Genomic DNA, 13,423 nt, shown 5'->3' with positions numbered 1-13,423 from the left:
ATTTCCATGGCTGACCGGCACAAAAAAGTCGCGTGCAGGTAAAATAACCGCATGGAAGCGCCTCAGACTCCGACCCTTCAACCTGCATTTGTCCACCTGCGTTGCCACAGTGAATATTCTATTGTGGATGGCACGGTGCGCATTGATGACTACGTGAAAGCAGCCAGGCAGGATGCGATGCCTGCCATTGCGTTGACCGACCTTGCCAACCTGTTTGGCGCGGTCAAGTTTTACAAGGCGGCACGTGGTAAAGGATTAAAACCCATCCTGGGTTGCGATGTCTGGGTAGAAAATACTGTGCAGCGTGACCAACCGTACCGTATGTTATTGCTGGTACAAAACCAGCAGGGCTATCGCAACCTGTGCGAACTATTGTCGCAGGCCTACCTGGAAAACCAGTATCGTGACCGTGCGGAAGTCAAGCCGGACTGGTTGCAGGAAAAGAATGCAGGTTTGCTGATGTTGTCCGGCTTTATGGCAGGGGATATCGGGCTGGCCTTGCAATCCGGTAACCAGGCGCAGGCATTGCAGGCAGCCAGGCATTGGGCGCATATATTCCAGGGACGTTATTACCTGGAAGTCCAGCGTGTATACGAAACGGGCAGTGCTGAAGCAAAGGCACAGGAGCAATGGATACAGCAAACCGCAGCGATTGCGCAACAGCTTGGGCTGCCAGTGGTTGCTACGCATCCGATACAGTTCCAGACTCCTGACGATTTTATGGCGCACGAAGCGCGTACCTGCATTGCCGAAGGCTATGTGCTGGCAGATACGCGCCGCCCCAAACGGTTTGTAGCTTCACAGTATGTGAAAACACAGACAGAAATGCAGGCTTTGTTTGCCGATATGCCGGTTGCGCTACAAAACTCGGTCGAAATCGCCAAACGCTGCAACCTTGCCTTGACCCTGGGTAAAAACTATTTGCCGGATTTTCCTACGCCGAATGGTGAAAGCCTGGATGCCTACCTGATCGACCAGTCCAAAGCCGGACTTGAACATCGTCTGGCCTATTTATATCCGGATGAGCAGGTGCGGGAAACCAAGCGTCCTGAGTATGAAGAGCGCCTGCAGTTCGAATGCGGCATCATTATCCAGATGGGTTTCCCCGGTTATTTCCTGATCGTGGCCGACTTTATCAACTGGGCCAAGAGCAATGGCGTACCTGTCGGGCCGGGTCGGGGTTCTGGCGCCGGCTCACTGGTGGCCTATAGCCTGGGCATTACCGACCTGGATCCGCTCAAATACAACTTGCTGTTCGAGCGCTTTCTCAACCCTGAGCGGGTGTCCATGCCCGACTTCGATATTGACTTCTGTATGGAAGGACGAGATCGCGTCATCGATTACGTCAAGCGCAAGTATGGCTTAGCGTCGGTGTCGCAGATCGCCACCTTCGGTACCATGGCCGCCAAGGCGGTGATTCGCGACGTGGGCCGGGTGCTGGATTTGCCGTTCAACTTTGTCGATGGCATCGCCAAGCTGATTCCGCTGGAGCTTGGCATCACGCTGGAGTCCGCGCTGGAAAAAGAGCCACAGTTACAGGAGCGACGCGAAAAAGAAGAAGAGGTCGCAGAATTACTTTCCCTGGCGCTCCGCCTGGAAGGCCTTGTGCGTAACATCGGCATGCACGCCGGTGGCGTATTGATTGCGCCTGGCAAGATTTCTGATTTTTCGCCTGTGTACTGCCAGCCGAATGGCGAAAGCCTGGTCAGCCAGTACGATAAGGATGACGTGGAAGCGGTGGGCCTGGTCAAATTCGACTTTTTGGGCCTGCGTACGCTGACCATCCTCAATATGGCCCTGGAAAATGCCAATGCCCAGCGTGCGCAGGAAGCGTTGCCACCGTTAAGTTTTGAAACAATTCCGCTGGATGACAAGCGCAGTTACCACCTGCTGAAAACCGCCAATACCACGGCGGTGTTCCAGCTGGAATCGCGCGGCATGAAAGACATGCTGAAACAGGCCAAGCCAGACTTGTTTGAGGACATTATCGCGCTGGTTGCGTTGTATCGCCCAGGACCCATGGACCTGATCCCGGATTTCTGCCGCCGCAAGCATGGTACCCAGCGTGTGGAATATCCGCACGCGTCAACCGAATCCATCCTCAAGGAAACCTATGGCATCGCCGTATACCAGGAGCAGGTGATGCAGATTGCTCAGGTCGTGGCTGGTTATAGCCTGGGCGGTGCGGATTTGCTGCGTCGTGCCATGGGTAAGAAAAAGCCCGAAGAGATGGTCAAGCAGCGCGAAATCTTCAATGAAGGTGCGCTCAAAAATGGCCTGACTTTGCAACAGTCTAACGAGCTGTTTGACTTGCTGGAAAAGTTTGCCGGTTATGGTTTCAACAAGTCACATGCGGCTGCGTATGCCCTGGTGGCCTATCATACGGCTTACCTGAAAGCGCATTATCCGGCAGCATTCCTGGCGGCGACCATGTCGGCGGATATGAACAACACCGACAACGTGCATACCTTTTTTGATGATTGCGGCGGCAATCATGTGGAAGTACTGCCGCCGGATATTAACGCCAGTATTTTCCAGTTCAAGCCACTGGATGCCCAGCGCGTGCTGTATGGCCTGGGTGCGATCAAGGGAACAGGCCAGGCAGCGATCGAATTGATTATTGCGTCGCGTACATCGCAGGGGCCATTCCGGGATTTGTTTGATTTCTGCCAGCGGCTGGACCTGCGCAAAGTGAACCGGCGTGTGATTGAATCGCTGATTCGGGCAGGTGCATTTGACAAACTGGAGCAAAACCGCGCTGCATTACTGGCTGGCCTGGATACCGCGATTAGTGCGGCCGAGCAATCCGCTGCGCATGCCGGGCAAGACTGCCTGTTTGGCGGGGTGGACAATACCGAACACCAATTGCCCGCGGTGAATGCATGGAGCCCGGAACAGGCATTGCAGGAAGAGAAAACCGCCCTGGGTTTTTACCTGAGTGGCCACCCTTATTTAAGTTACAAGGCCCAGCTTGGCCCGTTTATCAAAGGTAACCTCCGTGATTTGGCGCCGCAGGAGCAACCCAAGTTGCTGGCTGGCATCGTCATGGGGGTGCGCGTGCGCATGACGCAGCGCGGCAAGATGGCGATTGTCACGCTGGATGATGCATTAGGCCGCGTGGATGTCGTGATCGGCGCTGAACTGTTAACCCAGCATGCACAATGGATTAAAGATGACCAACTGCTGGTGGTAGAAGGTCGTATCAGTCATGACGAATTTTCAGGTGGCATCCGCGTCAGTGCCAGGAAATTGTATGACCTGGCTGCCGTGCGTAGCCGCTTTGCGCAGATGTTGACCCTCAGCTGTAATGGCACATCGGACGTGCAGCGCCTGATGAATGTACTAACGCCGTATCGCTATGCGGGAGAAGACCAGAAGCGTTGCCCGATCAAGATTGATTATCATAACCAGTCAGCGCAGGCCAGCCTGATGCTGGGAGATGACTGGCAAGTGGTGCTGCATGACGACTTGCTACAGAATTTACAGGGCTGGTTGTCAAAAGAAAATGTCAAAATCCTTTATAATGCCTGAACTTTTTTCTAAGAATTCATACTGGAATTCACCATGAGTGCAAAACGTTTAACGCCTAGTAAACTGACTTATCTTGAGTTCGAGCAGCCTATTGCCGGACTGGAGAAACGTATTGAAGCCCTGCAGTCATCCCATGATGAGCATGATGCGCTGGATATCTCCAAGGAGCTGGATTTACTGCAAAAGAAGAATAACAAACTGCTGCAGGAAACTTACCAGAAGCTGAGTGCCTGGCAAATTTCACAGGTTGCGCGCCATCCGCAGCGGCCTTACACCATGGACTACATCCAGGCTTTGTTTACAAATTTCCAGGAACTGCATGGCGACCGCGCCTATGCCGATGACCCGGCCATTGTCGGCGGCATTGCGCGCTTCAATGGCATCCCTGTCATGGTCATGGGCCACCAGAAGGGGCGTGATATCAAGGAGCGCCAATACCGTAATTTCGGCATGCCGCGCCCGGAAGGCTACCGCAAAGCCTTGCGCTTGTTCCGCCTGGCAGAGAAATTCCGTATGCCGATTATCACGTTTATTGATACACCGGGCGCTTATCCGGGTATCGGGGCTGAGGAGCGCGGCCAGTCTGAAGCCATTGCACGTAACCTGTACGTCATGGCCGAACTGAAAACGCCGATTATCGGGATTGTCATCGGTGAAGGTGGTTCTGGCGGCGCATTGGCATTAGGCGTGGTCGATCAGCTTAATATGTTGCAATATTCCACTTATTCAGTGATTTCACCCGAAGGCTGTGCTTCTATCTTGTGGAAGAGTGCCAGCAAGGCATCAGAAGCTGCAGAAACCCTGGGCATTACCGCTGATCGCCTGAAATCGCTCGGCCTGGTGGATTCCATTATCAATGAACCATTGGGTGGCGCACACCGCAATTACGAAGAAGTGATGGAACGTGTGGGCCATACCATTGCCACCCAGCTTAAGACGTTGCAGGCCAAAAAACTGCCGCAATTGCTGGAAACACGTTACCAGCGCCTGATGGGTTACGGTAAATTCAAATCCGCTAGTGAAAAATAATCCGCTGTTACAGGCACAGCTGGAAAAGGGGCTGAGTGCTTTCCTGGCTGCGCAAAAAGAACAATCCTCATCCTCCCCGCATTTGCTGTTGGCGCTCAGTGGCGGTGTTGATTCCATTGTCTTGCTGCATGCGCTTGCGCAGCTATCCACACAGGGGTTGTTCAGCTTGTCTGCCATGCATGTTCATCATGGCCTCAGCCCGAATGCGGATGACTGGCTGGCCTTGTGCGAGCGAGTATGCCTGGAAAAGGGCCTGCCGTTTTATGCCGAAAAAGTACAGTTGGATTTACAAAGCGGCCTGGGCGTTGAAGCCACCGCACGCGAAGCTCGCTACCAGGCACTGGAACGTAGACGCCAGCAAGTGGCTGCCAATGCGATTGTGACAGCCCATCACCTGCAAGACCAAAGTGAAACTATGCTGCTGCAACTGGTGCGGGGCGCAGGCGTCAAGGGCTTGTCTGCCATGAGTGCGTGGGATGTCGAACGCAAGCTGCTAAGGCCGCTGCTACAGGTCAGCAAAGCCGATATCCTGCAACAAGCAGAGGCATCCCAGTATCAATGGGTAGAGGATGAAAGCAACCGCGACATCAGCTATGACCGCAATTTCATGCGGCAAACCGTGATGCCCGTCATGCGTGAGCGTTACCCGCAACTGGATATGGCGCTGGCGCGCACCACCCTGCACATGGCAGAAGCACAATCGTTACTCGATAGCCTGGCCAGCCAGGATATGGCTGCGTGCGATGCGCGGGAAGAGTGGCTGGGCCAGTCGGTGGATATCCAGCGATTGCGTGACCTGGGCGGTGTGCGTGCCAAAAACCTGCTGCGTTACTGGTTCCAGCAACGGGGTTTGCGCATGCCAAATACTGAGCAATTGCAGGATTACTGGCAACAATTGTCTACGGTAAAACCGCATCGCTATTTACACCTGCCTTTGCACAGCCAGTCCGGTAAATCCCTGGCGTACCTGCATCATTACCAACAGCGTTTGTATTGTGTATCCAAACCTTCTGCTTTGCCACAGACGCCATTGATCTGGCAGGGCGGCAGTACGCAGATTTGGGGTGGCTGGCAGGTACAGTTTAAAGTGAGCAAAGGCAAAGGCATTGCCCTGGCGCGTCTGGGTGTCAGTCCCGCAGCCATTACTTTGCATAAGCGCTATGGGCACGTCATGCCGGTGCCTGACGGAATATCGCTCATGCTTTCTCCCAGAACGGGGGGGGAAATGTTGCAACCGGATGCCAAACGCCCCCGGCGCGAATTGAAAGTTATTTTCCAGATGCTGGGTATCCCACCCTGGCAGCGGGCATTTTATCCACTGGTCAGTGTGGTCACTACGCAACCTGGCATTTCCCAAACGCTGGTCTCACTCGCTTCACTGGCGATAGATGCGGGCTGGCGCCCGGGCCGTAACGCTTATGGCCTGGAAATTTCGCTGCATCCTCTTCCATCTTCTTCATACGCATAAATATGGTTGTAAACAACCATAAATAACCATAAAATTGGTTGTAAATAGCCACTTTTGTGGTTGGCCCGTATGGTCAAATATTTACATTATTGATTTTAAATGGCTTTTTCCTATTGGCATTCCAGGAACAATAATTGCTGTGTACAGAGTGCTTTTATAAAAAAGTAATAAGTTAACACTTTAGGGAAAAGGATCATTCTTATGAACAGAAATGCTGTCAAGCCCTTGCTGCTTGCGATTGTGTCGGCCTATGCCACCCAAGCGTTGCATGTGCAGGCTGAAGAGACATTGGATATTGATAAGGTGGAGGTGTATAGCACAACGCCGCTAAAAGGCATCGGTCTGCCTTTGTATAAAGTGCCTGCCAATATTCAGATGGCCAATCCAGCAGCCATTAATAATCAGGTCGGCGTATCGATTGCAGATTATATGAATAACAATATGCAAGGGGTGACGGTAACTGAGTTGGGGGGTAATCCATGGCAGCCTGAAATCAACTTCAGGGGCTATTCTGCTTCTTCATTACTGGGCAACCCGCAAGGTTTGTCAACTTATATTGATGGGGTGCGTGTAAACGAGCCATTTGGTGATGTGACTTCATGGGACAAAATACCCAGTTTTGCCATTGGTGATATGCAACTAGTTCCTGGTTCCAACCCTTTATATGGTTTGAACACATTGGGTGGTGCGATTGCCATTCAGACCAAAAGCGGAAGAAATAATCAAGGTGCTGCGCTTGAGTATGAAGCCGGCTCATGGGGCCGTCAACGCGCATTGGCAGAATACGGCGGTGTGTCTAAAGATGGCTCTGTTGATTATATGATTGGTTTTCAGCATACAACCGAGGATGGCTGGAGAAAATATTCTCCTTCCCATGTAAACCAGTTGTTTGCCAAAACTGGCTGGCAGAGTGAGACTACCAAATTAGACCTGACGTATATCGGAGCGGATAACAACCTGATTGGGAACGGTTTGACACCGGAATTTCTATTGCATGGAGATCGTGACCAAATTAATACCAGACCAGACCAGACCAATAATTACTCACACTTTCTGGCTCTGAATGCCAGCCATTGGTTGAATAGTGACACTTTGTTATCCGGCAACGTTTACTATAAGAAGTCTAACCGCAGGACCAAAAACGGGGATGGTTTTGATGCTGAAGTAGAAGGTGGGGAGGAGTTGGAAGGATATCCTGGCGTGACATGTCCAGGCCCTGGAGATTGTGACTTAAGCGGAGCTGTCATGAATAGCACACAGACCAGTCAGAACACTTATGGTATGACAGGGCAGGCCACATTTAACCAGGACTTCCTGGGTAAGGAAAACCAGTTTGTAGTCGGTGCTGGCTATGATTACAGCCTGATTCGTTTTAAACAATCCGAACAGATTAATATTGCTGAAGCCGATGGCGCGACCGTTGGTGAAAGCGATCCTGTGTTTGATGATACAAGAGCGCCGATACTGGATGGCCCCGGTGCCTTAGGCCAGCGCCAGTCAGTCGGTTTGACCGGCAAGCAATACACCGCACGCTTGTTCGCCAGTGATACCTTGTCACTGAATGACTTTTGGCATTTGAACGCAGGCGCCAGCTGGAACTTTACGCGTGTGGATAATACTGACACCTTGCGTGGTCCCGCATCTGCGGCGAACAATTTCAATAGCTTGACTGCGAAGGATAGTTATACCCGTTTGAATCCGACCGTGGGCCTGACCTATACGCCGACTAAAGCGTTGACACTGTACACTTCATACAGTGAGTCCAGCCGTGCGCCAACTGCCATTGAAGTGGGATGCTCCAATCCGGCAGCGCCTTGTCTGTTACCAGCTGCGATGGCGGACGATCCACCATTGAACCAGGTGGTTGCTAAAACCTATGAGGCGGGTGGTCGGGGGCAGTTGACGGATAACGTGTTCTGGAATGCCGGTGTTTATCACGCGGTAAATCATGATGATATCCAGTTTACCGCAGCCAATTCGCAAACCGGTGCCGGTTACTTCAAAAACGTGGGCAGAACCAAACGTCAGGGTATTGATATGGGACTGAATGGCTTTATTGATAACTTCAAATGGAGTGCTTCTTACAGCTTTGTTCGTGCTACTTATGATAGCGATGTTGAGTTTGTCAACGAGTCAAATTCTTCAGGTGTGAACAGTGATGGCGTTTACACAGCCCGTCCTGGAGACAGAATTCCTGGAATTCCACAACATCAATTGAAGTTGCGTGGTCAGTATGCGGTTACCCCAAGCTGGAATGTAGGTGCTAATGTAGTTGGCTACTCCAGCCAATATGTATTGGGCAACGAAAATAATAGCCATAGAGCAAATGCTGCTGATTGTAACGGCGGAGATGATTGTGCAACTGGCCGTGGCAAACTTGGCGGTTACTTCATTGTCAATCTGGATAGTCAGTATAACTTTGGCAACGGTTGGAAGGTATTTGCTAAAGCAACTAATATCTTTGACAAAGAGTACAACATTGCGGGTCGTTTGGCAGAAAGCATGTTTGATGCAAGTGGTACCTTTGGTGATGAAAGCAAAGTGCTGAGCTTGCTACCAGGTGCACCACGTGCGGGCTGGATTGGCTTGCGTTACGAGTTTAAACCAAAACAATCCGTAGCCAGTTATGATCCTGACTAAGTAATAAACAGAGGAGGATGCGTGCTCTCACAAATTTCATCACCTGATTCCCAGGCGACGCTTTTACCAGTGAAAAAGAAAATTTTACTGGTGGAGGATGAAGTGCTGTTTGCAAGAGCGGTAGTCAAGCGCTTGCAGAAAGCCGGATTTGAATGTGAGCACGCAGAATCCCTGCACGATGCAAAACTGCTGATCAAGCAGTTTGAGCCGGATATGGCATTGCTGGACATGCGCCTGCCGGATGGTAACGGGTTGGATTTGCTTTCTGACATGATTGCCAAGAATATCAATGTCATCGTCATGACCGCGTTTGGGGAAGTGACCGATGCCGTCAATGCCATCAAACTGGGGGCATTGGATTATTTGAAGAAACCCATTGATCTGGAAGAGCTGCTGCTGATTATCCAGAAAAATGAGAAAACCACTGAGCTGCAAACCAGCCTGGCATATTCCAGGCAACGTGATGCAGTGATTAACGAATCCATACAACTAATCGGCGAAAGTGCGGCCATGCAAAGCGTGCGCCAGCAGATCGGCCGTATTGCACAATTGAGCTCACTCAGTGATGCGGTACCGCCAACGGTGCTGATTACCGGGGAAACCGGTACCGGCAAAGATGTGGTTGCCCGGTATCTGCATGCCAGTTGTATTAATCATGACAAGCCTTTCGTGTATATCGATTGTGCGTCTTTACCTGCCGAACTGATGGAAAGTGAGCTGTTCGGCCATGAAAAAGGTGCGTTTACCAACGCTGTCGCTTCCCGCCCCGGCCTGATAGAGTCAGCCGAAGATGGTACTTTATTCCTGGATGAAATCGGTGAATTGCCGCTGGGCCTGCAGGCTAAACTGCTGAATGTGCTGGAGCGCCGCATGGTCAGGCGTTTGGGCTCCACCAAGGAGCGGCCCGTACTTGCGCGCATTATCGCTGCCACTAACCGTGATTTGTACCAGATGTCCAGTGAAGGGCGTTTCCGTTCGGATCTCTATTATCGCCTGAATGTGATTACCATGCAGATGCCGCCTGTACGTAATCGTGGCCAGGATATCCTGCTGCTGGCGAATTATTTCCGGCAAATGACAGAGAAGCGCTATGCCTTGCCGCATCATGAGTTTGACGCCAGCGCATTGATGGCCATTCAGCATTATCATTGGCCGGGGAATGTGCGCGAAATGCGGCATCAGATCAGCCGTGCCGTGTTGATGTGCACACAGCCGGTGATTTCGGCGCAGGCGCTGGGTTTGCCCCAGGCCAGCCAGGTGGCTGTGAGTGCACTGGGTGCCAGCGACGCACCCATGACACTGGAAGATGCAGAAAAAGCCATGTTGCTCAGCGCCCTGGAGCAGGCCAGGCATAATGTATCCAAGGCGGCTCGCATTCTGGGCATTACCCGTATGACCATGCGCTACCGGATGGATAAACATGGTATTTCTTCTGTGTGAAAATAATATACCGCTGGCAAGATAACAGGCCTCGCAATCGCGGGGCCTGTTTGTTTATGGGTAATTGATCCAGGCCAATCTTCTCCCTTCTTTGTGAAGGAAAATCCATGCCGATTGACAGCCCAGCAGGTGCTGCATGGTATCATTGCACTTTTACCTTGGAGTGCAGGAATGATAGGGACCCCATTAAGCGCGAACGCCACCAAAGTCATGTTGCTGGGCAGCGGCGAGCTTGGTAAAGAGGTCATTATTGCCTTGCAGCGACTGGGTGTGGAAGTGATTGCGGTTGACCGCTATGAGAATGCGCCGGGACATCAGGTAGCACATCATTCCTACGCGATTGATATGACGAATGCCGAGGCACTGAAAGCGCTGGTTGATGAGGTGAAGCCGCATTACATCGTGCCGGAAATTGAGGCATTGAATACGCAGGCGCTGGCAGAAATAGAGGCCGCTGGCGTGACTGTGGTGCCGACCGTGCGCGCTGTGCAGCTGACCATGAACCGTGAAGGTATCCGTCGCCTGGTGGCCGAGGAGTTGGGGTTGCCTACTTCGCCATATGCCTTTGCCCGTTCCGAAGCCGAATTACAGGCCGCCATTGATGGCGGCATTGGTTACCCCTGTTTTATCAAGCCAACCATGTCTTCTTCCGGGAAGGGGCAATCCCGTATTACGCAAGCCAGCGAAGTGAAAGCTGCGTGGGAATATGCCGCCAGTGGTGGGCGCGTAAACCAGGGCGTGGTGATTGTCGAAGGGCAGATTGATTTTGATTATGAGATCACACTGCTGACCGTGCGCGCAAAAAATGCTGCCGGGCAGGTAGAAACCTATTTCTGCGCACCTATTGGCCATTTGCAACAGCAGGGTGACTATATCGAAAGCTGGCAACCGCAAGCCATGCACCCTAAGGCATTGCAGAATGCACAGGAAGTAACGAAGAAGGTTACCGACGCACTGGGCGGTCAGGGGGTGTTCGGGGTGGAGTTATTCGTGAAGGGTGAGCAGGTATGGTTTTCCGAAGTCAGCCCGCGCCCGCATGATACCGGCATGGTCACCATGTGCACCCAGCGCCTGAATGAATTTGAGTTGCACGCGCGTGCCATCCTGGGGTTACCGGTGGATGTGGCCCAGCGTGAAGTGGGGGCGAGCGCCGTGATTTATGGCGGCGCAGATAGCAATGCATTGACTTATCATGGCCTGGAAGCGGCGATGACTGTCCCTAACAGTGAAATCCGCTTGTTCGGCAAACCGGAGTCTTTTGTCCGCCGTCGCATGGGAGTGGCGTTGGCAACAGCGGATAATACAGCGTTGGCACGTGAGCGCGCGAAACAGGCAGCATCGCTGGTGACGCCAAAAGCCGCAGGTTAACCGGCCATGGCACTTAACCAGATTCAGGAACCTAATGCAGCCAAGCAGTCTTTATTCGACTGGTTGGGTGGCGAGGAAAAAGGCCCGGAAAATATCCGCCTGCTAGTCGAAACTTTTTACGACATTATGGATAGTGATCCTAAAGCAGCGGAGTTACGCGCTTTGCACAGGCCTGACCTGACAGAAGCCCGGGAAAAGCTGTTTATGTTCCTGATGGGCTGGACGGGTGGGCCGCAGTTATATATTGAGCGCTACGGACATCCACGTTTGCGCGCGCGCCATATGCCTTTCCCGGTTGATGAATCAGCACGTGACCAGTGGATGTATTGCATGATTAAAGCCATGCATCAATGCCAGTTTGAAGACAGCCTGATGCGGCATATCGCCAACCAGTTATATGGCGTGGCAGATTTTATGCGTAACCGTGAAGGTTAATGTTACTCAAACGAAATTGAAATTAAAAAGCCCCGCATCAACGGGGCTTTTTAATTACTGGCTACTTTCAACCTCGACAGCCGGTGAAGTTGCTTGCACTTCTTTTTCCCGGGCTTTACCTGCTACCCGTTTTTTATTCTGCGCCGCACGTGGTGCCGCCTTGAAGCCAAATCCGCCCAGTAAGGCAGCGACGACTTTGCGTTTGGCCGTGGATGGCTTGGCGACGGGGGCTATGACTTTAGGAGTCTCCACGGTAGCCGCAGCACTGGAAGGTTCATAAGGCTGATAAAACCAGGCATCTTCTTTCTTGAGGGATTTTGCCGATTTTACCGGACGGCTGCTGCCTGCACTGGCAGCACTGCCGGATGCTTTTTCTTTGGGAATTTGCTTTTTAATCAGCTTTTCGATTTCATCAAAATACTTGGTTTCCTCTTCGTCAATCAGGGAGATCGCCACACCTTTGGCACCGGCCCGGCCAGTACGGCCAATACGGTGCACATAATCTTCCGGCGAGGTGGAAATCTCGTAATTGATCACCAGAGGCAAGTCGCTGATATCCAGGCCACGTGCTGCCACATCGGTTGCCACCAGTGCATGTATACTGCCAGCCTTGAATGCATCCAGCGCTTCTATGCGTTCTTTCTGGGATTTATCGCCGTGGATGGCAGTGCAAGGAATTTCGTCCCGTTCCAGTGCCCGCGCCAGCCTGCTGGCGGAGAGCTTGGTTTTGGTGAAAATAATCACTTGCTGGCTGGCGTATTGTTTAAGCAATTGCACCAGAAAGCGCTGTTTGCGGTCACTGTTCACCAGGTAGGCTTTTTGCTCGACATTGTCATTAGTGGCATTGCTGCGTGCCACTTCTATCAAGGTCGGCTGGTTTAAAAACGCATCTGCCAGTTTCTTGATTTCGTCGGAGAAGGTGGCCGAAAACATCAGGTTCTGGCGCTGTTTCGGCAAGAGCGCGAGAATGCGCTTCAGGTCAGGCATAAAGCCCATGTCCAGCATGCGGTCAGCTTCGTCCAGCACCAGGAACTGCACCTGGTTCAAAGACAGGGTTTTCTGCTCTACATGGTCGAGCAAACGACCAGGCGTGGCGACCAGGATTTCAACCCCGGTTTTCAAAATGGGCGTTTGCGTTTTGATATCGACACCGCCATACACCACCAGGCTGCGTAAAGGCGTGTGTTTGGCATAGGTTTTGATATTGTCATAGACCTGGATTGCCAATTCTCTTGTCGGCGCCAGCACCAGCGCCCGGATCGGGTGTTTCGCCGGTGAGGTGCTGGTGCTTGCCAGTGGCAGCAGGGTATGCAGGATCGGTAATGAAAATGCGGCTGTTTTGCCTGTGCCGGTTTGTGCGCCTGCCATTAAATCCTTGCGCTCCAGTGCCAGGGGAATGGCTTGCGCCTGGATAGGGGTAGGCGTGGTATAGCCAGATTCCTCAATGGCTTTTAACAGAGGCTCAGCCAGGCCCAATGCGCGAAAATCTACAGTAGTTTGCTCTGACATGGT

The 13,423-nt window shown here is 52.2% G+C and carries 8 protein-coding genes; 7 read left to right on the top strand and 1 reads right to left on the bottom strand.

Annotation, left to right across the window (positions count from 1 at the left end):
- Positions 1–51 precede the first annotated feature (51 nt).
- The 7 genes from dnaE to BLP53_RS04190 all read left to right on the top strand — a co-directional run bounded on the left by dnaE (position 52) and on the right by BLP53_RS04190 (position 11,911).
- Positions 52–3,531, top strand: coding sequence for a DNA polymerase III subunit alpha (gene dnaE / locus BLP53_RS04220; protein WP_091470633.1), 3,480 nt, complete (start codon positions 52–54; stop codon positions 3,529–3,531).
- Between the two features lie 33 nt (positions 3,532–3,564).
- A complete protein-coding gene (locus BLP53_RS04215; protein WP_091470631.1) occupies positions 3,565–4,560 on the top strand; it encodes an acetyl-CoA carboxylase carboxyltransferase subunit alpha in 996 nt (331 codons plus the stop codon).
- Complete coding sequence (gene tilS / locus BLP53_RS04210; RefSeq protein ID WP_245652619.1) at positions 4,550–6,028, top strand: tRNA lysidine(34) synthetase TilS; 1,479 nt, start codon at positions 4,550–4,552, stop codon at positions 6,026–6,028. The genes BLP53_RS04215 and tilS overlap by 11 nt, the downstream gene beginning before the upstream one ends.
- Positions 6,029–6,229: 201 nt before the next feature.
- Positions 6,230–8,668: a TonB-dependent receptor gene (locus BLP53_RS04205; RefSeq protein ID WP_091470629.1), complete on the top strand. Its 2,439-nt coding sequence runs from the start codon at positions 6,230–6,232 to the stop codon at positions 8,666–8,668.
- Between the two features lie 21 nt (positions 8,669–8,689).
- Positions 8,690–10,108, top strand: coding sequence for a sigma-54-dependent transcriptional regulator (locus tag BLP53_RS04200; RefSeq protein ID WP_091470626.1), 1,419 nt, complete (start codon positions 8,690–8,692; stop codon positions 10,106–10,108).
- Between the two features lie 171 nt (positions 10,109–10,279).
- Complete coding sequence (gene purT / locus BLP53_RS04195) at positions 10,280–11,476, top strand: formate-dependent phosphoribosylglycinamide formyltransferase (RefSeq protein ID WP_091471377.1); 1,197 nt, start codon at positions 10,280–10,282, stop codon at positions 11,474–11,476.
- A 6-nt stretch (positions 11,477–11,482) separates the two neighbouring features.
- Positions 11,483–11,911, top strand: a complete 429-nt coding sequence (locus BLP53_RS04190; protein WP_091470623.1) for a group II truncated hemoglobin — start codon at positions 11,483–11,485, stop codon at positions 11,909–11,911.
- Between the two features lie 54 nt (positions 11,912–11,965).
- Here the strand turns inward: BLP53_RS04190 and BLP53_RS04185 are convergent, their stop codons facing one another.
- On the bottom strand, positions 11,966–13,420 hold the full coding sequence (locus BLP53_RS04185; protein ID WP_091470620.1) for a DEAD/DEAH box helicase: 1,455 nt from the start codon (positions 13,418–13,420) through the stop codon (positions 11,966–11,968).
- Positions 13,421–13,423: the final 3 nt, after the last annotated feature.

Origin of the sequence: Methylophilus rhizosphaerae (assembly GCF_900100975.1) — a bacterium.
In the GTDB taxonomy this organism is placed as follows: domain Bacteria; phylum Pseudomonadota; class Gammaproteobacteria; order Burkholderiales; family Methylophilaceae; genus Methylophilus; species Methylophilus rhizosphaerae.
This window is presented reverse-complemented; position numbering and strand designations above follow the sequence as displayed.

Excerpts from the sequence above, each read along its gene's own strand:
- dnaE (WP_091470633.1), top strand. The coding sequence starts at position 52 with ATGGAAGCGCCTCAGACTCCGACCCTTCAACCTGCATTTGTCCACCTG.
- BLP53_RS04215 (WP_091470631.1), top strand. The coding sequence starts at position 3,565 with ATGAGTGCAAAACGTTTAACGCCTAGTAAACTGACTTATCTTGAGTTC.
- BLP53_RS04205 (WP_091470629.1), top strand. The coding sequence starts at position 6,230 with ATGAACAGAAATGCTGTCAAGCCCTTGCTGCTTGCGATTGTGTCGGCC.
- purT (WP_091471377.1), top strand. The coding sequence starts at position 10,280 with ATGATAGGGACCCCATTAAGCGCGAACGCCACCAAAGTCATGTTGCTG.
- BLP53_RS04190 (WP_091470623.1), top strand. The coding sequence starts at position 11,483 with ATGGCACTTAACCAGATTCAGGAACCTAATGCAGCCAAGCAGTCTTTA.
- BLP53_RS04185 (WP_091470620.1), bottom strand. The coding sequence starts at position 13,420 with ATGTCAGAGCAAACTACTGTAGATTTTCGCGCATTGGGCCTGGCTGAG.